This window comes from Enterococcus sp. 3G1_DIV0629 (assembly GCF_002141285.1).
In the GTDB taxonomy this organism is placed as follows: domain Bacteria; phylum Bacillota; class Bacilli; order Lactobacillales; family Enterococcaceae; genus Enterococcus_B; species Enterococcus_B lactis.
The window spans coordinates 137,984-152,290 of record NZ_NGLI01000002.1 but is presented as its reverse complement, the minus strand read 5'-3'; the positions used below and the strand labels follow the sequence as shown (position 1 = coordinate 152,290).

Genomic DNA, 14,307 nt, shown 5'->3' with positions numbered 1-14,307 from the left:
GTTTTTATTCACCGAAATGTAAGCGCTGACTAACAGGCAAAAAGAGATGACGCAAGGAGAAGAAGCAGGAATGAGGGGATCTGGAATGAGTTTTATGGATAAATTAGCCAATGTTTTAGGGAACGTGGCAACGAGAATCAATAATTTAAGGTATATCATGGTGATAAAAAACGCATTTGCTGCATTGATTCCGGTAATTATTACGGGTGCTTTTGGCACGTTGTTTTCAGCAATGGTCTTTGATTCGGAAAATGGGTTAGCACAGATAAGTTTTTTGCGTTTTTTAGAAGAATTAAAACCTATCGCATCTGCCATCAGCTATGTCACACTAAGTTTCTTGACCATCTATGCTGTTTTTCTGATAGGGATCGAATTAGCAAAGCTGAATAAAGTGGATGGTGTATTCCCTGGTATCATCGCAGTGATGTCTTATTTATCTGTTAATCCAACTGTTTATGAATTAGTGAATGAAAATCAGACTGTTATAGTCGAAAATGTATTGGCTAAACAATATACAGATACGAAAGGGTTATTTTTGGGCATGTTGGTCTCCATCCTTTCCATTGAACTTTATTGCTGGTTGAGGAAACAGAAGAAACTACAGCTGAGAATGCCTGATACCGTGCCAACGAATGTTTCTGCCAGTTTTTCTGCGTTATTTCCCACGATTCTGACAGTATCAGGTATCGCGGCTACGGGATTTATCATCAAAGAACTTACAGGGATGTACCTTTATGATATCATTTACAATGTCGTGCAACGACCATTAGAAGGTGTCGTTCAAGGGTTACCGGGTATTTTGTTACTGATGTTCATTGCGCAAGTCTTTTGGGTGATTGGTATCCATGGGAATCAAATGGTGAAGCCAATTCGAGAACCGTTGCTTTTAGCGGCAATTGCTGTAAATACGGAAGCTTTTGAAGCTGGAAAAGAAGTACCAAACATTATCACTATGCCATTTTGGGATATGTATATGAGTATGGGCGGGTCTGGAGTCACGATAGGTCTACTGATAGCAGTATTGCTAGTGGGAAAGCGAGAAGATATGAAACAAATCACCAAGTTATCTCTTGCTCCTGGGATCTTCAACATCAATGAACCAGTTATTTTTGGTATGCCGATCATGCTGAATCCTATTTTAGCTATCCCGTTTATCTTAACGCCGCTTGTTACAGGAACGATCGGTTATTTTGCAACCGCTTTAGGATTTGCGGCAAAAGCAGTTGTAATGGTTCCTTGGCCAATGCCGCCGATCGTCAATGCTTATCTGGCCACAGCAGGAAATATCGGTGCAGTTATTACGCAACTTGTTTGTATTGTTGTTTCTATTTTGATTTATCTGCCATTCGTAAAAGTAGCAAATCGTGTGGAAAATGATGGGATCTAAAAAACAGGAGGAAATCATGAAAATTACTATTCCAGAAAATTTTATTCTTGGTGCAGCATCTTCTGCTTGGCAAACGGAAGGTTGGAAAGGAAAAAAAGAAGGACAGGATTCGTTTATAGATAGTTGGTATAAAAATGAACATTTTGTTTGGCATAATGGGTATGGTCCAGCCGTAGCAACTAATTTTATGGAGCAGTACCAACAGGATGTAGATTTGATGAAATCCATCCATCTGACACATTATCGGACTTCTATCAATTGGGCTCGTTTTTTCACTGATTACGAGAATTGTATAGTAGATGAAGAATATGCTCAGCATATAAGTGAAATGATCGACTCTTTAATCGAAGCAGACGTAGAACCGATGATTTGTTTAGAACACTACGAAGTCCCTGCTTTTCTTTTGAAAAAATATGATGGCTGGTCTTCAAGAAAAGTGGTTGATTTTTATGCTAAGTACGCAAAGATTGCGTTTGATCGTTACGGTGACAGGGTAAAAAACTGGTTTACATTCAACGAACCAATCGTTCCCCAAACGCGTTGCTATTTGGATGCTGTTCGCTGGCCGCATGAACAAAACACAAAAAAATGGATGATGTGGAATTATCACAAAGTTTTAGCAACGGCTAAAGCTGTAGAAATTTATCATAGTGGCAATTATGGCGGAAGGATTGGCTGTATTTTAAATCCTGAGATGGTCTATGCTCGATCCAGTTCTCCAGAAGACCAAAAAGCTGCTTATATGTATGATCTGTTTTATAATCGAGTATTTTTTGATCCGATGGTAAAAGGGTACTACACAGAAGAGTTCTTGGAGTTGTGTCGAAAACAATCGATTTATTTCGATCCTGCAACAGAGGATTTAGAAACGATCCAGCATCATACAGTAGATTTCCTTGGGATCAATCAATATTACCCTAAACGCGTTCGTGCCCCTCGTTATCAATGGAATGAAGAGACACCGTTTCATCCAGAACGATATTATGAAGTCTTTGATTTGCCTGGGAAGAAAATGAACAATTCCAGAGGGTGGGAGATCTATCCAAAAATCATGTATGATATAGCTATGTATCTAAAAGAAAATTATCGTAATATTCCTTGGCTGATAACAGAAAACGGTATGGGAAGAGAACATGAAGAACAGTATATGGATGAGAAAGGGATCGTGCAAGATGACTATCGTATCGAATTTATCGGACAGCATTTGCGTTATTTGATCAAAGCAGCAGAAGAAGGTGCAAATTGCGAAGGCTATATGCTATGGGCATTCACTGACTGTGTTTCACCAATGAATGCGTTTAAGAATCGATATGGATTAGTTCGAATCGAATTGAACGATGAACGAAGCAGAACATTGAAAAAGTCTGCTTCATGGTATCAGTCTTTGATTGATAAGAAAGAATTAAGCTTACCTGATGAAGCCTATAAATAACTAGAAGTTTTTTGAAGATATTGATTGTATTTGCTGGTTATTTGAAATAAAAGAGGTTGTGAAAGTAGCATTTTAACCTCTTATTCAAAAAAAGTTATGACAGAAGACTTGTCATAACTTTTTTTGTGCACGTTAAAAGAAATAAACACAATAAAAAAGAATTTGTGTGTTTAGTGTGCGCTTTCTTTTTTAGTGTGTATGTAACTTGGTATAGACCATAAACGTGATAATATCAACTTTTTAAAGCGCTTTTAAAGTTGGCACACTACTTGCTTTATATACAAGTGTAAGAATAGAAAGGAACGTGTTTAAAATGGAAAAGAGAACAATCATGCTTGTATGTTCAGCTGGAATGAGTACAAGCCTCCTAGTCACAAAAATGCAAAAAGCAGCAGAAGCAAAAGGAATGGAAGCAGATATCTTTGCTGTCTCTGCCTCAGATGCAGATAATCAACTAGAATCTAAAAATGTAGACGTTTTACTTTTAGGTCCGCAAGTACGTTTTATGCAAAATCAATTTGCTGAAAAGCTAGCACCTAAAGGGATTCCTTTAGATGTGATCAATATGGCTGACTATGGCATGATGAATGGTGAAAAAGTACTCGACCAAGCAGAAAAACTAATAAACAAATAATAAAAATATCGGAGGAAACAAGAAATGGAAGATCAAAAAAATCTAGAAGCCATCATGGGTCTGATCATGTTTGGCGGAAATGCAAAAAGCGATTCAATGGAAGCGATTGCTGCTGCGAAAAAAGGAGATTTCACTTTAGCAGATGAAAAAATCAAAGATGCAGAGGAATCTTTAGTCCAAGCACATCACTCTCAAACAGAGATGCTGACGCAAGAAGCACAAGGAAACCACGTTGAAGTAACACTTTTGACAGTCCACAGCCAAGATCACCTGATGACATCTATTGCTTTTACAGATTTAGCAAAAGAGATCATTGACCTGTATCGTCGGTTGGACGCGTAATCCACAGTAAAGAAAAGAGGGAAGATTTATGGATAAATTTGTTGCATTTATGGAGAAACATTTTATACCTGTCGCATCAAAAATTGGTGCACAACGGCATTTAGTTGCGATTCGGGATTCATTTATGGTGAGTATGCCGTTAATGATTTTAGGAGCATTAGCAGTAATGATCAATAACTTACCGATTCCCGGATTCCAAGAATTGATGAATTCAATTTTTGGCGGTGAATCATGGAAAGGATTCGGGGCTGCAGCTTGGAACGGCACATTTGCCATTCTTTCTGTCTTGATTGCTTTCTTACTTGCGTATCATTTAGCTAACGGCTACCGAAAAGACGGTGTTTCCGCAGGTGTGATTTCTTTAGGCTCTTTCTTTGCTTTAGGCGGAGCATTAGGTATGAGCTCAAACGGTTTGTTTATTGCTATTATTGTTGGGATTATTTCAACAGAAATCTTTGTACGTTTAAGCGGAAATGAAAAATTGATCATCAAAATGCCTGATGGTGTGCCACCAGCAGTTGCGAAAGCATTTGCTTCATTACTGCCAGCAATGATCACTATCTCTGCCTTTGCTTTAGTTGCTGCAATTTTTGCTGCATTTGGGGTTGATGATATCGTAGGTTCGTTCTATACAGTGGTCCAAGAACCATTTATGGGACTTGCGAACTCTTATCCATCTGCATTATTGCTTGCATTTATCACACCATTCTTATGGTTCTTTGGTTTACACGGGGCGAATATGGTCGATCCTTTGATGCAAACGATCAATGCGCCAGCAATCGAAGCAAATGTCAATGCGATCGCAGCTGGACATAGCGCACCATTTATCGTGAACAAACCTTTCTTCGACAGCTTTGTCAATTTAGGAGGAACAGGTGCAACATTAGGTTTACTGTTAGCTATTTATTTAGTAGGACGTAAAAACAAACCGTATATGGTTGTAACAAACTTGTCGATTGCGCCAGGTGTTTTCAATATCAATGAACCAACGATGTTTGGTTTACCGATCGTATTGAATCCAATTATGTTCATTCCATTTATTTTGACACCAATGGTCTTAGTTAGTGTTGCGTACTTTGCGACTTCTACAGGTTTAGTGCCAGCAGCTACTGTTATGCCACCATGGGTAACGCCACCAATTATTGGCGGTGTATTGGCAACGAAGAGTATTGCAGGTGGTGTACTGGCCGCTGTCAATATGATTCTTTCTATTTTGATCTATCTGCCGTTCGTCAAGGTAGCTACGATCCAAGAAAGAAGAAAAGAAGCTTTGGATGCTTAATGAAAAAAGAAAGCAGAACCGGTTATCTGGTTCTGCTTTTTCTTTTGGTATAGTCAGTGTAAAAAAACGAATCGTGCATATTGCAAAACAGTTTTTACTAGCGTTTCTTATTCACAGCAGAAATGATCAGCATCATTGGGCGGCGCAATTCGTCTTTCATTCCTGGTTGTTCCAACATGTTTTCTGAGGGAATGGGCTCTGCTACATGTTGAATATGAAAGTCGTTAGATAAAAGAGTTTCAAGATAGGTTGTCAACGTTCGGTGATATTTTTTTACAGGCGAATCTAAGAAGTTTGTTAATCGTTCTCCTTCATAGAAATAGTCATTTATAGGAAAGTATTTTATGTTGCCATCTTCGTCATATATCCAATCCTGTTCAGCAATAGAAGTGAATACTGGATGTTCAACTGAAAAGACAAAATGACCGTCTGCTTTTAAATAATTTTTGATTTTTTTGACCAGTGGTTCAAACGATTCGACGTAATGGAAAGCCAGTGAACTTATGACGACATCAAATTGATTTTCTTGAAAATCAACCAGAGAAATATCTTCGTGAAGATAGTCAATAGTTGTAAAAGGTGTATTTTCTTTGGCAACTTGTAACATTTTTTCGGACAAATCAACACCAATCACTTTTTTCGCACCGTTTTCTGCAGCATAACGACAGTGCCAACCGTACCCACATCCTAAATCCAATACTTGCTTATCCCTGAAATCAGGGAGTAATTTTTTCAAGACATGCCATTCCCCAGCGCCTTGCAGTCCTTGTTGGCTACGAGCCATTTGTTTGTATTGTTCAAAAAATTCTTGATTATCGTAGATTGTTTTTTTCATTCATTTTTCCTCCATGCAATAGTTTTTAGATCTAAGAAAGTAGTATTGCATGGAGCAAATCTCTTTTATGTGCAATCATTCTGATCACCCTTTCTTCTGTATTTTAACGAATTTTACGCTACATTTGCAATTAGAATAAAAAATCAAGCGATTGAAAAGCTATTTGAAATACAAGGTGCTATAATAGACCAAATATGAATGGGAGAGAGTACAAATGGAAAGAAGAACAGTCATAAAATTGCGGGATCGACCGACGTTGATAAAAGAAACAGCCGAATGGTTTGCTTCAAAATGGCATCTGCCAGTTGCTGTTTATGAAGAAAGTATCCAAGCAAGCACGAGAAAAAACACATCGGTTCCGCAATGGTATGTGGTGTTGGATGAATTGGGAGAGATTATTGCAGGTGCAGGTGTTGTTGAAAATGATTTTCATGATCGAGTAGATTTGACTCCGAATGTCTGTGCACTGTTTGTTGAAAAAGACTACCGAAACCAACGGATTGCCAAAATGATTTTAGAAACGATCAAGCAAGACTTTGCAGAAATGGGCGTAAAGATGCTTTATCTTGTGACGGATCATACGGATTTTTATGAAAAATACAATTGGCAGTTTATCGGGATGGCTCAGGATAATGAAGGAATTCCTGTGCGAGTGTACCAAATGACGCTGTAAGAGTAGGTACATGAAACAACATAGACGTGAGTATATAGAGAAGGAAACCGAAAAATTGTTCTATACTTAGAAATTTTTTCGAATCGCAGTATGCGAAATATGCACAACACAAGAATAACAAAAAAGCATGGAGAAGGCTAAACTGCCTTCCCATGCTTTTTCCTTGTTCTTTTCTCGTCGTAAATAAAAATGTTCCTAACGATTCTGAGAATAGGACGAATCGTCAAGAAAACAGCACCAGCCAAATAAAAATAGGTGCCATATCGATCGGGGATTTTAGTTAAGGAAGCAAGGCTTCCAAAAATATAGAAAATCCCGGTTAATAAATCGACAGCTAGTGAGATCAATGTGTAACGGTTTTGGAAATAGAAGCGGAAGCGACGTCCTCGTATTTCGATATCTTCTTCTTTTCCTATTTCGATCTCATGGGTATTTCGTTTGATTTTGGGCATAAAGAAAATCACCTGTATTTTTTACTGATTTCAAGGTTTCAAAACAACTTTTATATTTTTATCTTCTTTTTTGTCAAAGATCTCATATGCTTGTGCGGCTTCTTCCAGTGGTAGCGAATGAGTAATGATTTGTGTAGGATCAAATAGTCCTTCTGCAATCATTTCGTAGATTTTCGGCATCAGATGGATAATGGGTGCCTGTCCATGTTTGACCGCAATATCTCGCATGAAAAACTCTTGAAGCGGGTAAGAAGAAGCTGGCGTCATATACACACCAGTTACTTGGACGGTTCCGAATTTTTTGACAGCTTGCGAAGCCATCTGTAATGGAGAAATCGTGCCGCTTTGTAGGCTCACCAAATTTTTTGCTTTTTCTTTTACAGGTTCTAACCCGTCCATTCCTACACAATCGATGATGACATCGGCACCACCTTTAGCTAACTCATATAATTCCGTTCCAGCTTGGGCTGTGTCTTCTAAGAAATAAGTTTCCACGCCGTTGTAATTAGCCGCTTTATCTAAACGATGTTGTACTGGATCCACTGCAATCACGCGCTCTGCTCCAGCCATTACAGCGAATTTTTGAGCAAATAGACCGACTGGACCAGATCCTAGAATCACAACTGTATCGCCTTTTTTTACGCCTGCATTTTCAACGCTCCAATAAGCTGTAGGCAAAATATCTGATAAAAACAAAACTTTTTCATCAGGAAGATTATTATCTGGAACGACAAACGAAGTAGAGTCTGCATAAGGTACTCTTAGGTATTCTGCTTGCCCTCCCCAATGATTGCCATTCAACTTGCCAAAACCGAAAAGCCCGCCATATAACTGATCTGGATTTGATTCATCACATTGGCTTTCCATGTGATTCAGGCAGAAATGACAATGACCACAACTGATATTAAAAGGAATAACCACTCGTTGCCCTTTTTTCAATGTTTGAACTTGTGATCCTACTTCTTCGACGATTCCCATAGGTTCGTGACCTACAACATACCCTTTTTCCAAAACTGCTTCACCATGATGGTAAAGATGCAGATCGGAGCCGCAAATGGCGGTTGCTGTGATACGGATGATTGCGTCTGTTGGTTCTAATATTCTTGGATCATCTACGTTTCTGATTTCCATTTTTTGTTTTCCTTGCCAAGTGACTGCTTTCATTGGAGATGCTCCTTTCAGATTCACAAAATTGTCTGCATTATTGGTACTACAGATAATTTCATTCTAAAGGAGTTCTTATCTTTTTGATAATGAAACGCTTTTTTCTCAACATAAAAATCCTCAAAAAAGCAAGACTTCCAAAATTTTTTTTTATTAGAAAAAGAAGGAGTGTGCCTTCATTGTATCCTTACGTACAGTAAAGTATAGTTGAACTATTGAATCATTTTAACTATTTAAACAATAACCAGCCATCATTCGTTTCAGTGAAAAAACAAATACGAGGAGGCGTAATGAAACAAATTCAAAATAAATGGAATAAACGGATCATTGTTATGATTAGTTCTGTCTGCCTGTTTTGCCTGACTGTTATGCTTTGTTTAATAAGCACCTTGGCAAATCAACATTTTATGTTAGAGCAAAACATGCAATCGGACTATGCGAAAAAAGTAGCTGCTGAGATCAATCGAGAGATCCAAAGCTATCATTATGAGATCGGAGCTCCGGCTGAAGCATTGGAAAAGATTGTTTCTGAAGAACTAGTACAAAAAAATATCGAGCTTTTCATCCGCAACAGATATGAAAAAGAACCAGTAGAACTGATCGGAGAAAAGGAAGTAGAAGAAAAGCTCCAAGAGATAATCAATACATACAAACAAGAAGAAGCAGAGGATGATCCATTTGCTAGTGAAGAAAACAATTTACTCATCTATATGACTTCTGGAATTTTTCGGCGAGGAATACAATCCATTTATTTGATGTCATTCATCGATCAGATATTGACGATACGAGAGCGAATGGTTTCTTTTCTTCCAGTGATCAGTAGTATCTTGCTTGTATTGCTGGGCGGAGTGTTTTATTTATACAGAATGTCTTGGAAAAAAGTTCTTTGGTCATTTGCAGTGGTGATAGGAGGTGCAGGCTTCCAATTATTAATTCTGTCAGTCAGTCTCTATTTGTACGATATGACCAGTCAGTTAAATATTCGAACCCAAGCACTGCAACATTTGTTAGACACATATATTTTGTCATTCATCCAATTTTTTAGTGTAGTAGCAATCGTTGAAGTAGTGATAGCAGCTGGGTTATGGTGGATTGGCAAGAGAGTGAATACTGAAAAAAGGTTTTTTCAAAAAGAAACGAATATAAATAATAAGAGGTTGTGACGTGAAATCTGTCACAACCTCTTGATTATTCAAACATTTTTTTTGCGGCACGAGCTAGAGTAGGGATGTCTTTGTCGTAACGCGGTGTTTTGACAAGATGGGACATAGGGATGCCCGCAAAATGGAAAGCAGCGATTTCTCCAGAACGTACAGCACTTTGTTCAGTAAAGATCATCTGATAAGGCTGCTCAACAAATTCTCCTGTAAAGGCCAGATTGGTTGAATGTTTAGGAATGACTTTTGGTCGATCACTTTTTGCACGGTTATTGAACAATGCGGAAGCATAAGGCATATAGACAGGGATATTATTTATTACGCTGTCGAAAATCTCTGTTTCTTTTTCCCGAATATTCACTGGACCAGGATCTACTTTTGAAAGTTGTCCAATCAGTTCTTCCAACATTTCTTTTCCGTTCATCTTAATATACTGTTTATCCACAAATTCGCCACGTCGTCTTGGATAAAGGAAATAACCCCAAATAACTGTTTCATTTGGTTTTTGAGACGTAAAATGCGGTTGATGATGCACGACGATAGACATATTGACATCTTTTTGGCCTAATGGCGTGATCGGTGTAGTTGAAATAAATGAATTCAAGGCATTTCCTGGTTCTTGAGTCGTGATACGGGTGATTTCATTCAATAACAGGTGGTTTTTCGTCGTCAGAGTAAAGCTGACCCATTCGCTCGCATCTCGATCCGCGAAAAATTTGTCGGGATTTCCTAAGTTATAGAAACGTTCGCTGGCTTTTTTCCAGAGACTAGAAGCTGCACCATAATCCATATTTTCTACAGCTGGTGTTTCGTAATCTCCCAAAGTAGCTGAATCTGTAATAGAACCATTAGTGAAAATAACCGCTGTATCTTCATCTACCGTGACATGCTCCTCTTCCTGAGTCAATGTATTAATCATTTTCAAACCAGTGACAGTGATTTCATCTTGCATCGGTGTATCTTTGAATTCCCAGTCAGTGACACGGCGGTTCAAAATGATTTTGCATCCTTGTTCTTTCAAGTACTCGATCAAAGGAAGCATGATACTTTCGTACTGATTATAGCGTGTTCGATTGACGCCCACTAAATGTTCGATTTGAGTGAATTCATAAATCATTTGATGCATATAGCGACGCAATTCTTGAGCAGAACTACGTGTTCTGAAAGCAAATGTTGTTTCCCACATAAACCAGAAGTTTGTTTCAAAAAAGTGTGGATCATCTTTGAAATATTCTTCGATAGTGATATTGTCTAGTTTTTCTTCTTCTGAATCAGGCATGGCAATCAGTTTAGTCAGAAGAATACGGTCCTTGTTGTTGAAGCCCAGTTTTCCACCGTCAATGATTCCTTTACCACCTTCCATCAAACGTGCTTTGTCAAAGGTACGGTGTTTTGCATCAAAATCTCTCGTATCTTCTTCAGCAGTCATTCCTGGCTCAGTAACAGAAGGTATTCGACTTAATAGATCCATCAAATCTACATAGGTACGGTAATTAAGCATGCGACCGCCTCGAGCAATATAGCCTTTTTGGTTTTCTAATGGATGATTTTTATTCCAATATTCATCCACTACAGTGTCGGTCGGTGCACCATCATTTGAACCGTGATCATCCAATGAATAAAAGGTGATCTGATCCCCTTTCCATTTGCCTTCTTGAATCAAATAAACAGCCGCTGCCATATTGGCAATACCGGCACCAATCATTATTGCTTTACTTTTTCTCATTGTGATTCCTCCAATGTCTTCCAAGTATGTCCGTAGTGATTCAACGAAATAGGATGCTAGATGGATTCAAATTCATCATATAAATGACTATCATCTTCGAATAGTCCTGTTTTTTTTCCTAGATATGCAGCGCCAAGGGCAAGCAAACCTAAACCGATGCCGACTTTGATTAATTTTTTACTCATGAAAAACGCCTCCTTGTTTTCTCTTTCTATATCCAAGGATAGTTCGTTTTTATGAGAATGCCAAATGATAGGGTGAGAAGAAAAAGGAAATTTTGACAAAAAAGAAGAAGTGTCTGATTTTCCTGTAATTAGTAACAGGGTAGGAAAGAAGAAAAGTTTTGAGGAGATGTATGGTTCTATTTTTAGAAATTTGGGTAAAAAAAAAGCGCGAGACAGTGCCACTTTGAAAAGCTGATGACGGACTAAACCTTATTTTAACTTGCTATGTTGTTTTGGATACTTCCATGATGTATGGATGGTGAAGAATGAGAAAGGGAAGAGGAGGATTTTAGGCAAGGTGTGATCAATAAAACAACTTTTAAATAGACGAACAAGGTCTATTTCTTTTACAATAAAAGAATAGGAACAAATTAAAAGAAAGTAGGTAGCTTATATGTTTCACTCAAATTTGATTGAATTTCTAGAATGGATCATTGCTATTTTAAATATTTGTTCTATCGGTATCTTAGTTGCTGGGATCGTTCTTGTTCTATTCAAACTTTTTGATTGGTCTCATGTCAAGAAAAATTATGCAGAACGTAATACTCGTAATGCAGATACAAGAAAACTGTTAGCAAGTTATATTTTGTTAAGCTTGGAAGTGCTAGTCGTTGCTGATATCATCGAGTCAGTTATCAAGCCGACTTGGACAGATATTTTGAAGCTTGCACTTATTATTATCATTCGAACAGTAATTTCTTATTTCTTGAATCAGGAAATAGAAGACAAAGAGAAACAAAGAAGAGGAGAGGTAGGATGACGACAGAGTTGATGCAGTTTCTTCTTCCATATTTTGAAAAACTTGTACTGGGACTTGATATTTTTGCTATCTGTTTATTGATTTGGGGCGTTTGTCTGTCGATTAAGGATTTCTTGAAATACTTATTTGTCCATACAGAAGCGAAAAACGACCGAGTCAGCGAGAACAATGCTATTAAAAAGATGTTGGGAGGTTATATACTCCTAAGTTTAGAAATTCTTGTTTCGGCTGGGATCATCGAATCGATTATCAAACCTACTTTGCAGGATATTTTCCAGCTAGCTGCATTGGTAGTTATCCGAACGATTATTTCTTATTTTTTAAATAAAGAAATCGGACCAGTAGACGTCCCAAATAAGTGAGGTTGTGAGCCCGCCGTTTATCGAGAGGTTGTTAAGAAGTGGGCAGATTCAAGGAATAAGAAGAAATTTACGAAAATTTCAGCTTATTTCCGGAGAAGTTACTTCTGGAATATTGTTTACTCAGAATAAGAGGCTGTGACATGATGTTTGTCACAGCCTCTTATTTATTTTGCACAGCTGAAACGATTGCTCGTTCGATCGTATTGATTGAAATAGGAATAATATTCTCATATTGGACTGCATCCGGTGTATATAGTGTACGTTCACATAACACTCGGTTCGAGGGTTGCTGTGCATACTTCTTTATATCAGCTATACTTGCATAGATTGTTGGTGCAACTTGAAAATCGAAAGTAGTTACAGCTTCCAAGGCTTCCCGATAAATCAGATAATGAACATCTGAATTTGTGACGATATAGATAGTCAGACGTTCTTTTGTCAGACGGAGAATTCCGCTCAATTCGATGACAAAAGCTCGCATGCAATTAGGATTAAACCGTAGATCATAAGGGAGGCGTTTGGCCCAACTGGAAAAAAGAATTTGGACTTCTTTATATAAATTTGCCTGTTCCTCATTTAGAAGATAAAATTTTTCCGGCATGAATAATTGATAGTTATCCCAAGCCGAACGCATCAAATGAATCAGCGCACGTTCAAATGGCTGATTCCCGAATAATTCTTGATGGAAATGAGTTTCAAAGGTAGCAACTAGTTCTTTTATTTCGGGAGTATTGTCAATAAACACTTGGTGCAGCTGTTGAAAATCTTCCGCAATCAACTGATAAGAATGGAAACCATAATTACAAAGATTGAACAGTGTCAAAATAAAGACAAATTCTTCTTTTTTATAATAGGTTTGGAAATCAGTGGTTTCCCATGCTGACTCGACATAATTGTAAATAGGACGTTTTTTGATTTCTTCGATAAATGTTGGATCTATTGTCACAGTACACAACTGCTGGCGCAAAAAACTAATAGCAAAACCAATCGATAAGATTTCTTTATTTTCGTTATCATAAAATCTACCGCTATTCTCCGTTACAGATTCAATGAAACGATCCGCACGTTCAAAAAACGATTCAGGTAGCTCCCAGGACTTAAAGCTGCCTAAACGATAAGCCACATTAAGAAGCAATAGACGTCTTTCCATTTCAGTGAATCGAGGGGAGTAGCGGTCGATTTCGATCCCACAATCATGAAAATAAGCCAATACTTGTTTTTTTAAGGAGTAAGCTTTGCTGACAGAGATGAATTCACACTCAGTTAATTGGAGATAATCAGGTTCATCTTCTTCCAAATAAAGCAGGCAAGTTTTTAAAAACAACGAATTTTGAGTTAATTGCTGCATGATCTTACATCGAGGTATATGTTCTGAAAAATATAAAGTGTAACAATCCTTTTCCCGATGTGTATAAACAATTTGTTCTTCAAATTCTTTTTTTATGTTATTGATATCATTGAGTAAAGTGGTTTTGCAAACATGTAGAAGATTGGAGAGCTTTTCTAGATTGACTTCTTTATTTACATAGAATTGCCCACATAAAAACAGCTGTCTCAAAATATTCTTCTCAATATATTCTTCAATCATAGTAAAGCCTCCATCTTGTATTTTTTTGCACAATATGGAAAACATTATGACATGTTTTCTTTTTGAAATCATCAGTTAATTTCTGAAAAAGCCTGTAAATTCCGTTGATAAAAGATTTGCATGTTATAAAAATTGAAAAATAAATATTTTCATTAGAAAATAGATTGTGAATTACTAACAAGTGAAAGGAATGGAAATACAGTTAATGAATGAATAATAGTCATTTAAGTTATTTGTTCGTTTTTTTTAGACTATCCATTTTAGAAGTCTGTTTTATTAAAAAATTGTT

At 37.4% G+C, this 14,307-nt stretch carries 15 protein-coding genes; 9 read left to right on the top strand and 6 right to left on the bottom strand.

Annotation, left to right across the window (positions count from 1 at the left end; all coding sequences use genetic code 11):
* Positions 1-70 precede the first annotated feature (70 nt).
* The 5 genes from A5816_RS09505 (at position 71) to A5816_RS09485 (ending at position 5,077) form a co-directional block, all read left to right on the top strand.
* Positions 71-1,387, top strand: a complete 1,317-nt coding sequence (locus A5816_RS09505; protein ID WP_086311435.1) for a PTS sugar transporter subunit IIC — start codon at positions 71-73, stop codon at positions 1,385-1,387.
* A 16-nt stretch (positions 1,388-1,403) separates the two neighbouring features.
* On the top strand, positions 1,404-2,819 hold the full coding sequence (locus A5816_RS09500; RefSeq protein WP_086311227.1) for a glycoside hydrolase family 1 protein: 1,416 nt from the start codon (positions 1,404-1,406) through the stop codon (positions 2,817-2,819).
* Positions 2,820-3,132: 313 nt separating this feature from the next.
* On the top strand, positions 3,133-3,453 hold the full coding sequence (locus tag A5816_RS09495; RefSeq protein WP_002292494.1) for a PTS sugar transporter subunit IIB: 321 nt from the start codon (positions 3,133-3,135) through the stop codon (positions 3,451-3,453).
* 24 nt (positions 3,454-3,477) lie between these two features.
* Positions 3,478-3,795 carry a PTS lactose/cellobiose transporter subunit IIA gene (locus A5816_RS09490; RefSeq protein WP_086311226.1) on the top strand — a complete coding sequence of 106 codons (318 nt, stop codon included), beginning with the start codon at positions 3,478-3,480 and terminating at the stop codon, positions 3,793-3,795.
* Between the two features lie 28 nt (positions 3,796-3,823).
* Complete coding sequence (locus A5816_RS09485; protein WP_086311225.1) at positions 3,824-5,077, top strand: PTS sugar transporter subunit IIC; 1,254 nt, start codon at positions 3,824-3,826, stop codon at positions 5,075-5,077.
* 97 nt (positions 5,078-5,174) lie between these two features.
* On the opposite strand, the gene A5816_RS09480 is transcribed toward A5816_RS09485, so the two are convergent.
* Positions 5,175-5,912 (bottom strand): bifunctional 2-polyprenyl-6-hydroxyphenol methylase/3-demethylubiquinol 3-O-methyltransferase UbiG, encoded by a 738-nt coding sequence (locus tag A5816_RS09480; RefSeq protein ID WP_086311224.1) that lies wholly within the window; start codon positions 5,910-5,912, stop codon positions 5,175-5,177.
* 214 nt (positions 5,913-6,126) lie between these two features.
* On the opposite strand from A5816_RS09480, the gene A5816_RS09475 reads away from it, so the two are divergent.
* Entirely contained in the window at positions 6,127-6,585 is a 459-nt protein-coding gene (locus tag A5816_RS09475) for a GNAT family N-acetyltransferase (protein ID WP_086311223.1), read from the top strand.
* Between the two features lie 137 nt (positions 6,586-6,722).
* On the opposite strand, the gene A5816_RS09465 is transcribed toward A5816_RS09475, so the two are convergent.
* Complete coding sequence (locus A5816_RS09465; RefSeq protein WP_002292499.1) at positions 6,723-7,037, bottom strand: YrhK family protein; 315 nt, start codon at positions 7,035-7,037, stop codon at positions 6,723-6,725.
* A gap of 30 nt (positions 7,038-7,067) precedes the next feature.
* Positions 7,068-8,201, bottom strand: coding sequence for an alcohol dehydrogenase catalytic domain-containing protein (locus A5816_RS09460; protein WP_002292500.1), 1,134 nt, complete (start codon positions 8,199-8,201; stop codon positions 7,068-7,070).
* A gap of 290 nt (positions 8,202-8,491) precedes the next feature.
* On the opposite strand from A5816_RS09460, the gene A5816_RS09455 reads away from it, so the two are divergent.
* Positions 8,492-9,364, top strand: a complete 873-nt coding sequence (locus tag A5816_RS09455; protein WP_143354107.1) for a hypothetical protein — start codon at positions 8,492-8,494, stop codon at positions 9,362-9,364.
* Between the two features lie 25 nt (positions 9,365-9,389).
* On the opposite strand, the gene A5816_RS09450 is transcribed toward A5816_RS09455, so the two are convergent.
* Positions 9,390-11,084, bottom strand: coding sequence for an oleate hydratase (locus A5816_RS09450; RefSeq protein WP_086311222.1), 1,695 nt, complete (start codon positions 11,082-11,084; stop codon positions 9,390-9,392).
* A gap of 56 nt (positions 11,085-11,140) precedes the next feature.
* Positions 11,141-11,269 (bottom strand): hypothetical protein, encoded by a 129-nt coding sequence (locus A5816_RS09445; RefSeq protein ID WP_002287569.1) that lies wholly within the window; start codon positions 11,267-11,269, stop codon positions 11,141-11,143.
* Between the two features lie 433 nt (positions 11,270-11,702).
* Between A5816_RS09445 and A5816_RS09435 the strand changes: the two genes are divergently transcribed.
* Entirely contained in the window at positions 11,703-12,068 is a 366-nt protein-coding gene (locus A5816_RS09435) for a DUF1622 domain-containing protein (RefSeq protein WP_086311221.1), read from the top strand.
* A complete protein-coding gene (locus A5816_RS09430; RefSeq protein ID WP_002292507.1) occupies positions 12,065-12,430 on the top strand; it encodes a DUF1622 domain-containing protein in 366 nt (121 codons plus the stop codon). Before A5816_RS09435 ends, A5816_RS09430 begins: the two co-directional genes overlap by 4 nt.
* Before the next feature lie 160 nt (positions 12,431-12,590).
* Here the strand turns inward: A5816_RS09430 and A5816_RS09425 are convergent, their stop codons facing one another.
* On the bottom strand, positions 12,591-14,018 hold the full coding sequence (locus A5816_RS09425; protein ID WP_086311220.1) for a helix-turn-helix domain-containing protein: 1,428 nt from the start codon (positions 14,016-14,018) through the stop codon (positions 12,591-12,593).
* Positions 14,019-14,307: the final 289 nt, after the last annotated feature.

Coding starts and splice junctions, on each gene's coding strand:
- A5816_RS09505 (WP_086311435.1), top strand. CDS start 71: ATGAGGGGATCTGGAATGAGTTTTATGGATAAATTAGCCAATGTTTTA.
- A5816_RS09500 (WP_086311227.1), top strand. CDS start 1,404: ATGAAAATTACTATTCCAGAAAATTTTATTCTTGGTGCAGCATCTTCT.
- A5816_RS09495 (WP_002292494.1), top strand. CDS start 3,133: ATGGAAAAGAGAACAATCATGCTTGTATGTTCAGCTGGAATGAGTACA.
- A5816_RS09490 (WP_086311226.1), top strand. CDS start 3,478: ATGGAAGATCAAAAAAATCTAGAAGCCATCATGGGTCTGATCATGTTT.
- A5816_RS09485 (WP_086311225.1), top strand. CDS start 3,824: ATGGATAAATTTGTTGCATTTATGGAGAAACATTTTATACCTGTCGCA.
- A5816_RS09480 (WP_086311224.1), bottom strand. CDS start 5,912: ATGAAAAAAACAATCTACGATAATCAAGAATTTTTTGAACAATACAAA.
- A5816_RS09475 (WP_086311223.1), top strand. CDS start 6,127: ATGGAAAGAAGAACAGTCATAAAATTGCGGGATCGACCGACGTTGATA.
- A5816_RS09465 (WP_002292499.1), bottom strand. CDS start 7,037: ATGCCCAAAATCAAACGAAATACCCATGAGATCGAAATAGGAAAAGAA.
- A5816_RS09460 (WP_002292500.1), bottom strand. CDS start 8,201: ATGAAAGCAGTCACTTGGCAAGGAAAACAAAAAATGGAAATCAGAAAC.
- A5816_RS09455 (WP_143354107.1), top strand. CDS start 8,492: ATGAAACAAATTCAAAATAAATGGAATAAACGGATCATTGTTATGATT.
- A5816_RS09450 (WP_086311222.1), bottom strand. CDS start 11,084: ATGAGAAAAAGTAAAGCAATAATGATTGGTGCCGGTATTGCCAATATG.
- A5816_RS09445 (WP_002287569.1), bottom strand. CDS start 11,269: ATGAGTAAAAAATTAATCAAAGTCGGCATCGGTTTAGGTTTGCTTGCC.
- A5816_RS09435 (WP_086311221.1), top strand. CDS start 11,703: ATGTTTCACTCAAATTTGATTGAATTTCTAGAATGGATCATTGCTATT.
- A5816_RS09430 (WP_002292507.1), top strand. CDS start 12,065: ATGACGACAGAGTTGATGCAGTTTCTTCTTCCATATTTTGAAAAACTT.
- A5816_RS09425 (WP_086311220.1), bottom strand. CDS start 14,018: ATGATTGAAGAATATATTGAGAAGAATATTTTGAGACAGCTGTTTTTA.